General features: G+C 61.6%; 14 protein-coding genes. 7 read left to right on the top strand and 7 right to left on the bottom strand.

What is annotated here, in order from left to right; translation table 11 throughout:
• The first annotated feature begins 19 nt into the window (after nt 1-19).
• On the top strand, nt 20-2,314 hold the full coding sequence (locus IC231_RS04050; RefSeq protein WP_190783309.1) for a T9SS type A sorting domain-containing protein: 2,295 nt from the start codon (nt 20-22) through the stop codon (nt 2,312-2,314).
• A 103-nt stretch (nt 2,315-2,417) separates the two neighbouring features.
• On the opposite strand, the gene IC231_RS04055 is transcribed toward IC231_RS04050, so the two are convergent.
• From IC231_RS04055 to msrA, 4 genes are all read right to left on the bottom strand, one after another.
• Entirely contained in the window at nt 2,418-3,221 is an 804-nt protein-coding gene (locus tag IC231_RS04055) for an amidohydrolase (protein WP_190783310.1), read from the bottom strand.
• Between the two features lie 241 nt (nt 3,222-3,462).
• Nucleotides 3,463-4,623, bottom strand: coding sequence for a methionine aminotransferase (locus IC231_RS04060; protein WP_190783311.1), 1,161 nt, complete (start codon nt 4,621-4,623; stop codon nt 3,463-3,465).
• A gap of 89 nt (nt 4,624-4,712) precedes the next feature.
• On the bottom strand, nt 4,713-5,513 hold the full coding sequence (locus IC231_RS04065; RefSeq protein ID WP_190783312.1) for a PAS domain-containing protein: 801 nt from the start codon (nt 5,511-5,513) through the stop codon (nt 4,713-4,715).
• A gap of 160 nt (nt 5,514-5,673) precedes the next feature.
• Nucleotides 5,674-6,357, bottom strand: coding sequence for a peptide-methionine (S)-S-oxide reductase MsrA (gene msrA / locus IC231_RS04070; RefSeq protein WP_190783313.1), 684 nt, complete (start codon nt 6,355-6,357; stop codon nt 5,674-5,676).
• 279 nt (nt 6,358-6,636) lie between these two features.
• Between msrA and IC231_RS04075 the strand changes: the two genes are divergently transcribed.
• Nucleotides 6,637-6,900, top strand: coding sequence for a hypothetical protein (locus tag IC231_RS04075; protein WP_190783314.1), 264 nt, complete (start codon nt 6,637-6,639; stop codon nt 6,898-6,900).
• 390 nt (nt 6,901-7,290) lie between these two features.
• On the opposite strand, the gene IC231_RS04080 is transcribed toward IC231_RS04075, so the two are convergent.
• Both IC231_RS04080 and IC231_RS04085 read right to left on the bottom strand, forming a co-directional pair.
• Nucleotides 7,291-7,713 carry a hypothetical protein gene (locus tag IC231_RS04080; RefSeq protein WP_190783315.1) on the bottom strand — a complete coding sequence of 141 codons (423 nt, stop codon included), beginning with the start codon at nt 7,711-7,713 and terminating at the stop codon, nt 7,291-7,293.
• A 135-nt stretch (nt 7,714-7,848) separates the two neighbouring features.
• Nucleotides 7,849-7,998, bottom strand: coding sequence for a hypothetical protein (locus IC231_RS04085; RefSeq protein WP_190783316.1), 150 nt, complete (start codon nt 7,996-7,998; stop codon nt 7,849-7,851).
• Nucleotides 7,999-8,134: 136 nt separating this feature from the next.
• Between IC231_RS04085 and IC231_RS04090 the strand changes: the two genes are divergently transcribed.
• From IC231_RS04090 to IC231_RS04100, 3 genes are all read left to right on the top strand, one after another.
• The gene (locus tag IC231_RS04090) at nt 8,135-8,605 is read left to right on the top strand and encodes a Clp protease N-terminal domain-containing protein (protein ID WP_190783317.1); all 471 of its coding nucleotides are present in this window, start codon (nt 8,135-8,137) and stop codon (nt 8,603-8,605) included.
• Nucleotides 8,606-8,772: 167 nt separating this feature from the next.
• Nucleotides 8,773-9,198, top strand: a complete 426-nt coding sequence (locus IC231_RS04095) for a DUF2141 domain-containing protein (protein WP_190783318.1) — start codon at nt 8,773-8,775, stop codon at nt 9,196-9,198.
• A 126-nt stretch (nt 9,199-9,324) separates the two neighbouring features.
• Nucleotides 9,325-12,195: a TolB family protein gene (locus tag IC231_RS04100; RefSeq protein ID WP_190783319.1), complete on the top strand. Its 2,871-nt coding sequence runs from the start codon at nt 9,325-9,327 to the stop codon at nt 12,193-12,195.
• Between the two features lie 117 nt (nt 12,196-12,312).
• On the opposite strand, the gene IC231_RS04105 is transcribed toward IC231_RS04100, so the two are convergent.
• Entirely contained in the window at nt 12,313-12,795 is a 483-nt protein-coding gene (locus IC231_RS04105; RefSeq protein WP_190783320.1) for a YdeI/OmpD-associated family protein, read from the bottom strand.
• A gap of 273 nt (nt 12,796-13,068) precedes the next feature.
• Here IC231_RS04105 and IC231_RS04110 point away from each other — a divergent pair, with 273 nt between their 5' ends.
• Both IC231_RS04110 and ruvA read left to right on the top strand, forming a co-directional pair.
• Nucleotides 13,069-15,348, top strand: coding sequence for an NADP-dependent malic enzyme (locus IC231_RS04110; RefSeq protein ID WP_190783321.1), 2,280 nt, complete (start codon nt 13,069-13,071; stop codon nt 15,346-15,348).
• Nucleotides 15,349-15,540: 192 nt separating this feature from the next.
• Complete coding sequence (ruvA, locus tag IC231_RS04115; protein WP_190783322.1) at nt 15,541-16,146, top strand: Holliday junction branch migration protein RuvA; 606 nt, start codon at nt 15,541-15,543, stop codon at nt 16,144-16,146.
• Nucleotides 16,147-16,168: the final 22 nt, after the last annotated feature.

Below are 16,168 nucleotides of genomic sequence, written 5' to 3' on the forward strand. Positions count from 1 at the left end.
GGAAAACAACTTCTCGTTTATGATTCAACGCGCTATTCATTCGTTTTCCGTTCTGATTCTGCTGCTCGTGGTTGGTTGGCCTACTGTAGCAACTGCCCAAAATACGGCTTTTGGCTTTGAATTCCGGGATGTGGCAAAAGTAGTGCAGGCCGGCGACACCCTGCGTAGCCCCTGGGCCGGTGGCCTCGACTCGCCCCAGTTTTCCAGCCTCGACCTGAACGGCGACAGCCAGAACGACCTGTTCATCTTCGACCGGCGGACCAGGCGGGTGCTGACGTACCTCAACGCCGCCGCTCCCGGTGGCGGCCGCCAGTGGCAATATGCCCCCGATTACGCGCTGCTGTTTCCGACGGACCTGCAGAACTGGGCCCTGCTGCGCGACTACGACTGCGACGGCCGGCCCGACCTGTTTACCAGCGCCAACAACGGCACCGATATCCGGGTGTACAGAAACGTAGCGGGCATGGGTGGGCGGCCGCAGTTTCAGCTCGCTGTTGCCCAGATCCGGGCGGTGCTCACGGGCTCTTCGCCCATCAACATCAACACGGGCAACAATCTGCCTTCTATTAAGGATGTGGATGGCGACGGCCGCCTCGATATTCTGGTCGTCGACTGGGACAGCAACCGCATTATCACGCAGTACCAGAACATCAGTACCGGCGCCTGTGGGGGGCTCAACTTTCAGCTGACCAACGAAGTGTGGGGCAATATCCGCAACTGCCTGGGTACGTGCGGCTCCTACCTGTTCAGCGCCACACCTGTTATTTGTCGGCCGGGCCAGGTGCAGCACACCTTCGGCAGCAACCTGACGCTGATTGACCTGGATGGCGACGGCGACCAGGACGCGCTGATGGGCCGCGACTACTGCACCGAGCTGGTGTCGATGCTGAACCAGGGCACACCGCAGGTGGCTGCCATGACCAGTGCCAATGCCAACTTTCCAACGGTTGCCACCGCCGTCCGGATTCCCTACTTCCCGGCTGCCTACCACCTGGATGTGAACTTCGACGGCCGTCCCGATCTGCTGGTGGCCCCCAACGTCTACGACAACCTCGACAGCATCGAAATCCGGCGTACGGTGAGCTACTATGCCAATACCAGCACCGGTACAGCACCTGTTTTCGATTTCCGACAGCCTGATTTTCTGCAGAAGGACATGATTGAAACCAGCACGCAGGCTGCGCCCGTTTTTCTGGATGTGGATGCCGATGGCCGGCAAGACCTGCTGGTTTCCGGCCTGCGCCGCGATGCGCCGGGTGGCTTTCTGGTGGCGTCGCTGGCGTATTACCGTAATACCGGCACGGCTACGCGCCCCGTGTATCAGCTCATCACGAGCGACTATCTCAATCTGTCGTCCAAGAAGTTCGGCGGACTTCGGCCTACCATCGCCGACCTGAACCGCGACGGTGCGCCGGACCTGGTGTGCATCGGCTACTACTCCATTGGGCGGCGGCAGTTTCTGGGCTACTACCAGAATCTGGCCGCTGCCGGCCAGGCCCCCAACTTCGATACGGCGAATATGCGGTACATCGAAAACGTGCCGAACGATGCCGATGATGCCGTGACGTTTTTTGACGTAGATAACGACGGCTACCTGGATATGCTCTACGGCACCTATTCTAACCGCTCTGACTTTCCGGCGGGCCAAGGCTTGTGGTACTTCCGCAACAATGGCACCAGCCCGGTGGAAAGCGCCTTTGTGCTGACCAACAGCGACTTTGGGCAAATTCGTACGGCAGCGGGCACGCGCCCGGCCAAACTGTACCCAGTAGTAGCAGACTTTGATGGCGACACGATGCCGGATCTGGTCACTATAGATGCTACTGGCACGGTGAAATTCTTTGCCAACTTACGAGCCCAAAGCGGCATTTTCCTGGAGCGCACCGGCTTGTTTTACAACGCTGCCACGGGGGCCTATGACGACGGCTACCTCGGCAACCGCGAATCAAACCATTTTGCGCTGGCTGCCGCTGATGTAAACGGTGATGGCGCCCCGGAGCTGTTCATCGGGACGGAAGCCGGCGGCGTGCTGGCTGCCACTACCCGCAACCGGGTGCTGAGCACCCGCGGGGCCGCAGCCCGGGCGCTGCCCCTCTCGCTCTACCCCAATCCGGCTACGGCCATGGCTACCGTAGAAGCGGCCCGCCCCGTAAGCCTCACGCTCCTCGACCTTACGGGCCGCGTAGTGCGCACGGCTGCCACACCCGCCCGCCAGCACCAGCTCGATCTGCGGGGCCTAGCTGCGGGCCTCTACCTGGTTCGTTGTCAGACGACTGACGGCCAGATAGGTATGCAGCGGCTGGTAGTGAAGTAAGCCGTAAGCCGAAAACAGCCGAAACGCCCTGCCCAAACAGAAGGGCCCTGCTTCCAGTAGCGTAGCAGGGGCCTTCTGTTTGGGTTTTTGAAAGCAACTGCGCTTAGCGGGCTACTTCTTCTGATTGGGTCAACTCGAAGGGGTCGGCGTCCTGGAGTGCCGGAAACCGTTCCCGGAAGGCCTCCAGATCGGCGCGGCGCAGGGAGCGGGTGATGCCGGTTTCCTGGTTGCCTACCTCCACGAGATACTCACCGCGCATATCCAGCAGGGCAGAGTCGCCGGCATAGGCTAGGCTATTGCCATCGATGCCGACACAATTCACTCCCATTGTATAGGCCAGGTTTTCTATGGCTCGGGCCCGCAACAGCGTCATCCAAGCCGTGCGGCGCGAGGCCGGCCAGTTTGCTACGTACAGCAGCAGGTCGTAGGGCTGGTGCATGGGGTTGCGGCTCCAGACGGGAAAGCGCAGATCATAGCAGACCAGCGGGCAGATGCGCCAGCCGCGCCATTCCTCAATCAGCCGCTCGGTGCCGGCCGTGTACACGTTCTGCTCGCCGGCTATCGAAAACAGATGGCGCTTGTTGTAATAGCTGATGCTGCCATCGGGGCGCACCCACAGCAGGCGGTTGAAGTAGTTTTCCTGCTCGTCCCGGATAATAATGCTGCCCGTAATTACGGCATCACGGGCAACGGCTAGTTCCTGCATCCAGGCTACCGTGGGCCCGGCCATCGTTTCTGCCAGCTGGGCGGCATCCATGCTGAAGCCGGTAGTGAACATTTCGGGCAGCACAATCAGGTCGGTGGCAATGGATATTTCACCGATATGCCGCTGCAGTTCCGCACGGTTAGCCGCCGGATCGTGCCACTGTAAGGAGGCTTGCACAAAAGAAACAGTGAGGTCAGCCATGGGAGTGAGGCAACAGTGAAGAGCAGGGCGGGACTACAGAGTACGTCAGCGCCGCAAAAGATAAGCTACGAACAAGTAGAATAATACTATAATTTATATAATTATTTTGCATCAATAATACGACACACTCGCCTGGGTAGGCTGAATATAGCGTCTGAAATATACGAGTAGTTGTGCCTGAGAAGCTTGCGGCTGGTCAGGTGGCTCACGTGCCGCCCTGACACGGTAACAGCCTGAGGGCTTACAGGCTCACCATGCGTTGTGCCGCTGCCTGCAACGTACTGTCCTGCTTCGCGAAGCAGAACCGAATCAGTCCTGCATCGTGGCCATTGTGGTAGAACGCTGACACCGGCACCACGGCTACCCCGGCCTCACGCGTGAGCCGCCGGGCAAACGCCACATCCCCTTCGATAGAAATCTGCCGGTAGCGGGCCAGCTGGAAATAGCCGCCGGGCACGGGCAGCAGCTCGAAGCGGGAGCCGGCCAGCAGGCTGCGGAACAGGTCGCGCTTGTGCTGGTAGAAGTCAGGCAGGCTTTGGTCGTGGGTCGTGTCGGTTTCCAGAGCATCGGCCAGCGCGTGCTGCGTAGGCGTGCTCACGGCGAAAGTCAGGAACTGATGCACCCGGCGTACTTCCGCCGTAAGCGCCGCCGAAGCTATGCAATAGCCCATTTTCCAGCCCGTAGCGTGGTAGGTTTTGCCGAAAGAAGACAGCACAAAGGCCCGCTCCCGCAACTCCGGATGCAGCAGTACGCTCTGGTGCGGCTGCCCATCAAATACCATGTGCTCATACACCTCATCGCTGAGCACGAACGTATCGGTGTTGCGGAGCAGATCTGCCAGCAGGTCCAAATCCTGAGCACTTAGCACGGCGCCGCTGGGGTTGTGCGGCGAGTTGAGCATGACGAGCCGGGTGCGCGGGGTGAGAGCGGCCCGCACCCGTTCCCAGTCGGGGCGGAAGTCGGGGGCTTCCAGGGGCACATAAACCGGTATGCCTCCCTGCAGCCGAATGGCCGGACCATAGAGGTCGTAGGCCGGTTCTAGCACCAGCACTTCATCTCCCAGATGCACTACGGCCGCCAGCACCGCATAAAGCGCCTCCGTGGCGCCGCAGGTGATGGTTACTTCCGTGGCCGGGTCGGGGGCCGGCACACCGTAGACGCGGGCCGTTTTGTGGGCAATGGCTTCGCGCAGGCGCAGCAGGCCCGGCATCGGAGCGTATTGGTGATGGCCGGCCGTAGCAGCGTGCCGCGCCAGCGCCTGCTGCAGCGCTACGGGCGGGTCATAGTCCGGAAAGCCCTGTGCCAGGTTGATGGCGCCGCATTCCTGCGCCAGCTGGGTCATCACAGAGAAAATGCTGGTACCGATATCGGGCAGCTTGGAAACGAGGGCGGGACGGGCCATGCGGAGATTTTGGCAGTCAGGATGAACGGCCAAAGTACGCAACGGTCCGCAGATCAGTACCGCGGGCTCTGCTGTGTGGCGGCAGCGGGCTATTGCGCGGCCACCTCGGCCGAGATATTGCGCATAGCCCCTACCATGCGCACTGGCAGCCCGGTGGCATCATGAATAACGCAGGCGCGGTCCTGAATGGTAAGGTACACACCGTCGGCGCGGCGCAGGCGGAACTCTGATTCGAGCAGCTTAGCACTGGTCGTCAGGTCGTCCTGCACGCCATTGGTCACCCGCTCCAGGTCGTCGGGGTGAATTAGGCTGAGCCAGAAGGAAACCGTTTCGGTGTCCGGGCGCGGCGGGTAGCCCACCATCTGCCAGAACTCTTCGCTATACCACATGCGGCCCGAAGTCATATCCCAGTCCCACATCAGGTCGTTGGTGGCCCGGGCCATCAATTCAAACAGCTCCCGGCCGCGGCGCTCCTGAATTTCGGTGCGCTTCTGCTCATCAATGTCGGTGGAGGTGCCCAGCCAGCCCAGCAGGTGGCCGCTGGTGGCATACAGCGGCACTACCCGGTCGAGGTACCAGCGGTAGCGGCCGTCCTGGCCCCGCCAGCGCAGGTGCAGCTCCATGGTTTTGCCGTTGGGCAAATGACGCAGCTGCGCTTCGGCGGCTTCGGCCCGGTCTTCGGGGTGCAGATATTCCACGAAGCCGCCATCCGCCAAGGCATTGGCCGGTGCTCCGGTGTAGCTGTGCCAGCGCTTGTTGCAGTGAATGACGGTGCCGTCGGGGGTAGAAAGCCAGGCCAGATGCGGCAGCGCATCGAGCATCGGTACCGGCTGCAACTCCCGCATCAGGGTTTGCGCGGCAGCAGTTTCAGTGATATCAGACCAGAGCATAGAGGTGTGTAAAGGGCAGGCAGAGCAGGCACGAAAGATACGGCAACTGCAAGGAATATAGGGGCGGAGATATACCTGTGGGTAATCCACAAGTGCTGCCTGCTACGAACCAGCTATGTAAGTAGCTAGGAGGCCGGTTTCAGCAGGCAGCAGAGTGAGGCTACAGCGGGTTCTTAAGCAGCTGCGGAAAGGCTTTACGGAATTTCAGCACCTTCGGAGTCGAGACGGACTGCACATACGGGTTGTCGGCGTGCAGGCGGAAATAGCCCTGGTGGTAGTCTTCGGCGGGCCAGAACTTGGTGAAGCGTGCTACCTGCGTTACAATGGGGTTCGGGTAGTGCTTGTCGGCATTGACGCGCCGGATCGTGGCTTCGATGAGCTGCTTTTCCTGCGGCGTACGATAGAAGGCAATGGAGCGGTACTGCGCCCCGGCATCAGGCCCCTGGCGGTTGAGGGTGGTAGGGTCGTGGCCGGCCAGAAAAAATACGTCCAGAAGCTGCTGGTAGCTGATTTGTTTGGGGTCGTAGTATACCTGGAAGCTCTCGGCGTGGTCGGTGCGGCCGCTGCCTACCTGCTCGTAGGTGGGGTTGGCCTCCTTGCCGCCCGCGTAGCCCGATACCACATATTTCACGCCCTTCAGTTCCTCAAAGACTTCCTCCGTGCACCAGAAGCAGCCGCCTGCCAGTGTTGCTACGGCCAGTCCTTTGGCCTGCGCGTCGGTGGGCAGGCCGCCAGCCGTAGAGCGGCTGAGCGTCTGGGCATCGGCGGGGCGCTGCTGCGAGCAGGCTGCAGTCAGCAGAAGCAGCCCCAGGAAGTAGGATTTAAGTTTCAGCAATGGAGTCATTAGAAATAGAGAAGAGAGTGAGAATGAACCAACTTACGAAGTGCCGCCGCCGCCGGACGTAGTAGGCTAAATACGAAACAAGCACTGGAGACCGAACTGTTCCGAACTGGCAAAACCAGCCGGCCAGCTCTGGCAAGGCCGGTTTCCGAGCGGGAGCTGCCACGCTGACGGATACCAATAAGAGTCTGCCTGGCAGAAGGTTTTCAGTGGAGGCCCATCAGTTGATAACCCTGTTTCGCGGTCTGTCGTAACATAGTTTTTTTCAAATTAATATTGATTATGTCAAATTTTGATTCATCGGGCAGTGCTGAGCTGCCGGCTGCCGACAGTCCGCGGGCGCGGGAGCGAACGGCGGCGCACCTGCGTAGTTTCCATAAGGAGCATGTGCAGCACCTGGGCCAGAGTGAGATGTTGAAAGCCTATTGCCAGGCCATCAGCAACTGGATACTTAACCCGAACACCAATGCCTACCAGATAGAAATGCTCTGTGACGAGATTTACCATATAGCCCGTAGCGAAGACCTGGGCGAATGGGAACTGTAAGCCGGCGCGCACCAGACGAAACCAAGCCGGAATTGCTGCGGCAAACATTGGCGCTGCGGCAATTAGGTCGGCTGATAGCCGAAATAGTAGAGGAGACAGAGCCCGGTATCCCATGAAAATGGGACAGAGCTGAAAACGCGCAGGAGGGCAGAACTACTTGCGGCAGTAGTACCAGCCACGGGCCAGACGGCCGGCTACCTGGTGTATTTGCATACCTGAGGAATAGCGTGAAACTCTCTCTGAAACAACGCATTTGCCGGTAGAAAGGCAAGCTCATCACAGAAACATCATGCAGCTTCCGGGCGGCAGTATGCGCTGTGTGCCGCCAACCGGCGCAGCGGAGCACCCAGCCGCGAGCTATGGGGCCGGCAGCACCACATCGAGCGGTACTTATCGGCGGTAGGGGAAACTGCGGTGGGCGGCTTTCACCAGGTCTTTACTGAGGCGCTCCGGGTTGAGTGAGGCACTGCCGGCGCGCTCGTAGTCGAAGCGCCACATGAGCTGGCCGTTGCGGCAGTCGTGCAGCATCAGGTTGGTGGTAGCTGTATTGGAAGGCAGGCCGGCCGTGACGCCGTCGTTGAGCAGGATGCGGGCGGCCAGATTGACGCCGTTGGGCATGGGCTGGTAGAGCAGCGTCTGCCCCGATAACAGGGCGTCAACTCCCAGGGCCTGCTGCAACTCCTGCATCGTGTGGTTGGGCAGGTTTTCGTAGGTGATGCCCGCCGCCAGCAGGCGCTTGTTGGTTTCGCGCACATCCTGAAACTGCACGGTATAGCCGTTGCCGGGCTGCTGCGCTAATAGCTGGTCCTGCAACTGCTGCTGCAGCTGGTAGCCGAGGTTGCAGCGCTCCAGTAGCTGGGCCGCCGTCCAGTTCTGTTGGTGCTTCTTGATGTCCTCTTCGCTTGGGTTTGGGCCGGCGTAGCGGATGTCGCGCAGGCGCAGGCGGTCCTACTCCACTTCAAACGGCATGATGGCTACCGTACGGTGCACGGTAAGGGCCGGCGCATCCAGTGTGTTGGTGGTGTAGGCCTGGCGGGTGCAGGAGGCCGCCACCAGCAGGCTTCCGGCTAACAGAAAGCAATAGGCAACGCGTGACATACAAAAACAGGGTAAGAGTGAAACCAGACAGGTCAGAAAACAGATGAGTGAAAGGCCGGTGAAGTTGTCTCGCGTTTCACCGGACGGCGGAGCTACCTTCGGCCAACTTGAGCGCAAAAAGTAAACCAAGAAAGCTATGTGGCCCTTTGCCAGGCGCCGTTCAACGCCCTTCCTCTCCGAAAGCCTGAAGCACCTTATCGGCCAGAGCCGGGAAGTGGCTATCGGCTCGCGCAACGATTTTGTGGGGGCCGAGCACCTGCTGATGGCTACGCTGGCCGAGCCCACGACGTCGGCGGCCCGCATACTCGACCACCTGCTGGTGAGCCCGCCGCTGTTTTTGCTATGCCTGCAGGCACACGTGGCGGCATACCAACTAGCACCGGAAGAGCCGCCGCCCAGTGGCAGCTTGCCTCTGACCAAAGAGCTAGAGCACGCTTTTAGCAACTGCGGCCGCGTAGCTCGCGAAATGGGCACCATCGAAATAGAAGCCCTGCACCTATTGCCGCCGCTGCTGGCACTGCCCAACGGGGCTGTGGCCAAACTGGGTGCCGAGTTTGGGCTGACATTCGAGGTGCTGCTGCCACTGCTCAAACCATCGGCGGCATAGCAAACAGAGGAAGCGCGCCACAGTATTTCTCGGTATCTTGATGGTTCTCCTTTGCTGCGGCCGGCTTTTACATTTAAAGTGGCACTTTTTCAGCAGAGCCGGGTGTTGGCCCTACACTGTTCCATTCGCTTAATCGTTTGCTTATGAAATTCTTAACGCTTGCCTGTATGTTTGGCGGATGCAGCCTGCTGGCCGCCGCGCCGGTAGTGGCCGGAAATTCGACGGGTACATCCTCCGTAACGGTGGTAGTGTCGGCGCTGGCTTCCTCGCAGTCGGTCGTGAAGCTCTACTTCTACAACCTGCGCGACCAGTTTCTCAAGCCACAGGGTTATGCGTTCAAAAAAGTGGTACAGCCTGGCGGCCAGCGCCAGATTACGCTGCCCGTGGATCTGCCGCACGGCGAGTGGGCCGTGGCCATCACGCAGGACATGAACAACAACGACAAGCTGGACAAGAATTTCGTGGGCATCCCGACCGAGCCGTTTGCCTTTTCCAACAACGTACGCCCCGTAATGGCCCCGCCCGATTTCAACGAGTGCAAGTTTGTGGTGGCCGGCCCCGGCAAAGTGGTCAGCATCGTTCTGACCAAGTAAGCGCCATTCTGTTTTCATCAGCCAAAGCGGATTTCTGGTTGGTAGTCTCCTGTCAGGCTGCGCCGGAAATTCGCTTTGGCTTTTCCGTGCCGGCAGGGTTTCTTGCACCTCGTCCATTCCCAGCACATGCGTAAGCTCCTTTTGCCCGCCCTGGCGGCCTTGGCTCCGGCCGTGGCCGGCCACGCCCAAAGCCTGCCCATCCTCGACCAGAACCCGCCGGCGTTGCGCTGGCAGCAGGTGAGCACGCCGCATTTTCGCGTGTTGTACCCGGCAGGGCTGGAAGAGGCGGCGCAACGTACGGCCACCCGGCTGGAGCAGGTGCATGGCCCCGGCGCGGCTACGCTCGGCGTCAGTCCGCGCCCCATTTCGGTGGTGATGCAGACGCGCACCAGTGTCAGCAATGGCTTCGTGACGTTTCTGCCGCGCCACGCCGAGTTTTTCATCACCCCGCAGCAGGGCATGGGTCTCGGCACCGTCGATTGGCTGGATGGGCTGGTGGTGCACGAGTACCGGCACGTGGGGCAGTTTGAGAAAGGCCGGCAGGGAATCGGCCGTTTCCTGAGCCCCTTGCTCGGGGATGGCGCGCTGGGCGTGGCGGCAGTGGGCGTACCGCAGTGGTTTTTTGAGGGCGACGCCGTAGGCACCGAAACAGCCCTCACCCGCAGCGGCCGGGGCCGGATTCCGGAGTTTGGCGTGGGCCTGCGCGCCAACCTGCTCGCCGGCCGCTTCTATGACTACCAGAAAGCCGCCAACGGCTCTTTGCGTGACCAGGTGCCCAACTGGTACGTGCTCGGCTACTACCTGACCTCCTACGCCAAAGCCCACTATGGCCCCAGCGTCTGGGACCGGGCCCTGACCCGCTACTACCGCTTTCCGTTCTACCCGTTTTCGTTTTCCGATGGCCTGAAGCGCACCACCGGCCTGCGCGTGGAAGACCTGTACCAGCGCGCCGTGCAGGAGCTGGACTCGACCTGGCGGGCGGAGCAGCGTGCCCTTCGGCTGACCGAGGCGCAGGAGCTGGCCGGGCAGTATCAGGGCAAGGTGTTCACTGAGTACCAATACCCGCAATACGTGAACGACAGCACGGTGCTGGCCCTAAAGAGCGGCCTCGGCGACATTGCCCAGCTCGTGCTGCTGGGCCGGCGCGGCGCAGAGCGAAAAATTCACGTGCCGGGCCTGCTGAATGTGCCGGAGCTGCTGAGCGTGGGCGGCAGCAAAGCCGTGTGGCCCGAGCTGCAGCCCGACGCCCGCTGGGGCCAGCGCATCTACTCCGAGCTGCGCGTGCTAAACCTGCGAACCGGCCGCGTCGCACGTTTGGGTCGCCACCGCCGCTACACTGCGGCGGCCCTCTCGCCCGATGGCCGCCGGCTGGTGGCCGTGGAAACGGATACGGCCTACCACCATGCGCTGCACCTTCTGGATGCCGGCACCGGTGCTGTGCTCCAGACCCTGCCCAACCCGCAAAACGACCTGTACCTGCAGCCCCATTTTATGCCCGATGGCCAGCACATAGCAGCCGTAGTGCTCAAGCCAGGTGGCAAAACCATTGAGGTATTGGATCCGGCTACCGGCACGGCGCGGCCCCTGCTGCCCGTGGCTAACATCAACCTGACTAACCCACAGCCCTGGGGCGACTATGTGCTCTACAACTCGCCGCAGTCGGGCATTGATAACATCTATGCGGTACACGTCACCACGGGGCAGGTGTTGCAGGTGACGTCGCGGCCGTTGGGGGCGTACCAGGCAGCCGTGTCGCTGGACGGACAGCGCTTGTCTTTCCATGATTACCGCGCTACCGGCGCCCGCATAGTGGAAATGCCACTGAACCCGGCCGCCTGGCTGCCCGTGCCCGCCGCAGCCACCGATGCCGTGCAGCCTTATACCGCGAAGCTGGCGGCGCAGGAGCCGGGCGCGGCGGCCGTGGTACCGCTGTTGGGCGTGGCCTCGCGCCAGGATTCGGTGGCGCGGTATCCGGTGCGGCCGTATTCGGTGCTGCGCAATGCGTTCAACGTGTTCAGCTGGGGCGTGGTGCAAAGCCCCACCGGCAACAGCGTGAGCCTGGGCGTCCGGTCGCAGGACGTGCTGAGCACCACCCAGGCCATTGCGGGCGTCAGCTACGACCAGAACGAGCAGACGGCGGCTGTATTCGGCGGCCTCAGCTACCAGGGCCGGTATCCGGTGTTCGACGCTGAAATTAGCCATGGTGGCCGCGACGTGACCATCCGCCGCAACGGCGCTCTGCTCCGTGACCAGTGGCAGGAAACCCGCCTCACCACCGGCCTGCGCCTGCCGCTCACGCTCACCCGCTCCAAAATGCTGTCGGCCCTCACGCTGAGCAGCTACTACCTGCACGAGCGGGTCAGTGGCTACGATTTGCCGGTGCGCTTCCGCTCCGAGCCCGGCCCCGACCAGCCGGTGCACGCACTCCAGACCACGCTCAGCTACGTGGCCCAGCTAAAGCAAAGTGCCCGCGACGTGGCCCCACGCCTGGGTGGCACGCTGTTGCTCACCTCGCGGCTCACACCATTCGGGGCCGGGCTGGAGGCGCGGCAGTGGGGCGCGCAGGGCAGCGTGTTTCTGCCCGGCCTGGCCAAACACCACGCGTTGCGCCTGCGCGCCGCCTACCAGTACCAGCAGCAGCGCCAGTATCAGTTTGCCTCGGCCGTTTCGTTTCCGCGCGGTGAGGGCTACGTGAGTTTCGACCGGCTGCGCGCCGCTTCCGCCGACTACCAGTTGCCGCTGGCGTTTCCGCATTGGTCGGTGGGGCGGGTGCTGTATGTGCAGCGCCTGCGGGCCACTACCTTTCTGGATGTAGCGCAAGGCCGTAGCGCGGGTATCTCCGGGACCGGCAATTACCGCAATGCAGGCCTTGATGTGGCGGCGCTGTTCAATGTGCTGCGCCTGCGTACCCCGCTGGAAGCGGGCCTGCGACTGGTGGTGAACACCTACACCAATGAGCTGATTCTGGAGCCGCTGGCTTTCAGCATCCGGCTGTAAGCCCGTACCCCGAAGCGGTGCTTCGTTCATTGCGCGATACCAAGCCATACTAGGTGAAACAGCAGACCGAAAGCTAGTGGCGCGGCCAAACGAAGCGCCGCTTCGGGATACAGCGGGCTACTTCCGGAACGGGTGCCGACCCAGCGCCAATCGTTCGGCCAGCTCCACGGCGCGGCGGGCGCGGGTTTCGGGCTGTTTGGCGCTGGCTACGTGCTGCGCTATAGCCCGCCGCATGGCGCCCGTGTGCGCCGCAAAACCAGTTTCGGCTTCGGGCCACGCTTCCAGAGCTTCGGCCAGCTCGTCGGGCAGGTCTACGTGGTTGGGGTCCGGGTCGGGAGTGAGGCTGACGGTAAGGTGCTGGCCCAACTGAATGCCGATGGCGCGGCACAGGTCTTTGTTGAGCATGAGGTAGCGCCCGCCACCGGACAGCGGCAGCAGCCCCAGCCGCACGGCGTGGCCGTTCACGGTGCCCGCCACGCGCCGGGCACTTTTGCCGCCCAGCGCCTCTACCACCAGCGGCGGCACTACCACTATCTGGGTGGGCATGAAGCTGGGGCCGCCGGCCTGTAACTGCGCCTGAAAGGTGTGCGAGGTTTCCATGCAGTGAAAGTAAAGTGCCCGGCTGTAATCTCAGATCAAGCCAGCCCAGCCCAGCAACAGGTGGTGTCTGGTAAGCAGGCTAGGCTACGGCTCTTTTGTAGCAAGTGTAACAGGGGTAGGTGTTTTATTCAGCTAATGTTCTGCTTTATGCTGGTCTGTATGCAGCGCTTTTATGTCCTCGGCATGCCTCCTAAACTTTGATTCCGGCGGATTTGGCCCCAACTTGCCTAATCCGTGGCCGCCCCAGCGGCAATTCCCTCCGGAATCCGACTTATGCTCAAAATCAACAAACAAGACGCCCTCGACTACCACTCCCATAGTCCTGCCGGCAAGATTGAGGTAGTGCCCACCAAGCCCGTCAGCACCCAGCTGGACCTGGCGCTGGCGTACTCGCCGGGCGTGGCCGAGCCCTGCCTGGCCATTGCCGCCAACCCCGACGACGTCTATAAATACACCGCCAAGGGCAACCTGGTGGCCGTTATCAGCAACGGTACGGCCGTGCTGGGCCTCGGCAACATCGGGCCCGCCGCCTCCAAGCCCGTCATGGAAGGCAAGGGCGTACTGTTCAAGAAATTCGCGGGTATCGACTGCTTCGACATCGAAATCGACGCCACCGACCCCGACGAGTTTATCCGCATCGTGAAGGCCCTGGAGCCTACGTTCGGCGGCATCAACCTCGAAGACATCAAGGCCCCGGAGTGCTTCCGCATCGAGACGGAGCTGCGCGAGAAGATGAACATTCCGCTCATGCACGACGACCAGCACGGCACGGCCATCATTTCGTCGGCGGCGCTGCTCAACGGGCTGGAAGTGGTGGGCAAAAGCATTGAGGAAATCAAGCTGGTGGTGAGCGGCGCGGGCGCGGCCGCCATCAGCTGCCTGCGCCTGTACCTGGCGCTGGGCCTCAAGCTCGAAAACGTGGTGGTGTTCGACAAGGACGGCATCATCCATGCCGGCCGCACCGACCTGGCGCCGCTGCAGATGCAGTTTGCCACCAGCCGGTCCATCAGCACGCTGGCCGAGGCCATGGAAGGTGCCGACGTGTTCTTGGGCCTTTCGGCGGCCAACGTGCTGCCCGCCGAGCTACTGCTGAAGATGGCCGACAACCCCATTGTATTCGCGCTGGCTAACCCCTCGCCGGAAATTGCCTACGAGCTGGCCGTGGCCACCCGCCCCGACCTGATTATGGCTACCGGCCGCTCCGACCACCCCAACCAAGTGAACAACGTACTCGGCTTCCCCTACATCTTCCGGGGGGCGCTGGACGTACGGGCTACCGAAATCAACGAGGCCATGAAGCTGGCCGCCGTGCGCGCCCTCTCCGACCTGGCCAAGGAGCCCGTGCCCGATATGGTGAACCGCGCCTACGGCGACAACACGCTGGCCTTCGGCCGTACCTACCTCATCCCGAAACCACTGGACCCGCGCCTGATTACGACCGTGAGCCCGGCCGTGGCCAAAGCCGCCATGGAAAGCGGCTCGGCCCGCCGTAACATCGAGGACTGGACTGCCTACGAAGACGAGTTGCGCGGCCGCCTGGGCGTGAATCAGAAGCTGATGAACCGCATCACGTCGGCGGCGCGGGCCAACCCCAAGCGCGTGGTCTTCGCCGAAGCCGACAACTACAAAATCCTCAAAGCCGCCCAGATTCTGTTCGACGAGGGCATTGCGGTACCGATTCTGCTCGGCAACCGCAAAAAGCTCGAAGGCATTGCCCAGGCCAACAACCTCGACCTGAACGGCTGCCAGATTATTGATATTCTGGAGGAAGACGCCAAACGCGAGGAATACGCTAACCTGCTGTATGAGAAGCGCCGCCGCCGCGGCATCACGCTCTACGAAGGCCGCCGCCTGCTGCGCGAACGGAACTACTACGGCTCGATGATGCTGGAAACCGGCGAGGCCGACGCCTTCATCACCGGCCTCACCAAAGACTACGGCAAGAGCATCATTCCGTCGTTGCAGGCCATTGGGGTGGAGGAAGGCGTGAAGCGCGTGGCGTCCATGTACATCATTCAGCACAAGAAAGGCCCGTTCTTCTTCGCCGATACCACCGTCAACATCGACCCCACGGCCGAGGAAATGGTGGACATCATCGGCCTCACCGCCGAGGCCGTACGCTTCTTCGATGCCGAGCCGCGGGTGGCCGTTATCAGCTACTCCAACTTCGGCTCCAACCCCGGCGAGCTGCCCGACAAGTCGCGCCGCGCTACCGAGCTGGCCAAAAAGCGCTACCCCGACCTGATTCTGGACGGCGAGATGCAGGCCAACACCGCCCTGAACCCGCAACTACTGCGCGAGCAGTACCCGTTTTCGGAGCTGGCCGACAAAGGTGGCGCCAACACGCTCATCTTCCCGAATGTGATTAGCGGCAACATTGCCTACAAAGTGCTCCAGGAAATTGGGGGCGCCGAGGTAATCGGGCCGGTACTGATGGGCATGCGCAAGCCGGTGCACATTCTGCAGCTGGGCGCCTCGGTCCGCGAAATCGTGAATATGGCTTCCATTGCCGTGGTCGACGCGCAGCAAAGCCAGGTGAGCCGCGGCCTGTAGTGGCACTTTTTGCTGGTGGGCCTGCTGGCACAGAGCCGCAGGCGCACCGGTAAAAGCCGCTGCTCTAGAGCCCCAATATTTAGTTGAAAATGCCAGCTGGTTTGGGATAGAAAACGCCCTGCCCGGTGTTGCCTCTCCGCCGCCGAGTATGCACCCGGCAGTTCCTGTTTTTCCCGCCTCCAACTCTCTCTCATGATTGCCTACATCAAAGGAAAGCTTGCCTATAAAGACCACGCTCAAGCCATTCTGGATGTGGCAGGCGTCGGCTACGAAGTCCGTATTTCGCTCACCACGTTCAGCAAGCTGCCCGCCGAGGGTGAAAAGGCCAAGCTCTACACGTTTCAGCACATCAAGGAAGATGCGCACACGCTCTACGGCTTCCTCGACCCCAATGAAAAGGCGCTGTTTATGCAGTTGATTTCGGTGTCGGGTATCGGGCCGGGTACGGGCATTGTGATGGTGAGCAGCATGAGCGTGGGCGAAATCCGCCAGGCCATCGTCAACGAGGACGTGCGCGCCATTCAGAGCATCAAGGGAGTGGGGCCCAAAACGGCGCAGCGCGTGATTCTGGAGCTCCGCGACAAGCTCCGCAAAGACGAATTGCTGGCCAAAGCCGGCGTGGATACCGTTCCGCTGGCCCGGGCGCACAATACCAACCGCTCCGAAGCGTTGTCGGCTTTGGTAACGCTGGGTTTTGCCCGCTCGGCAGCCGAGAAAAATCTGGATCAGATTCAGCAGCGCCACGGCAACGACCTGAGCGTGGAGGAATTGATTAAGTTTGCTCTTAAGTCAAATTAGCGTTTAGCGCCACCCGCATCCT

This window comes from Hymenobacter duratus, assembly GCF_014698995.1.
Classification (GTDB): Bacteria; Bacteroidota; Bacteroidia; order Cytophagales; family Hymenobacteraceae; genus Hymenobacter; species Hymenobacter duratus.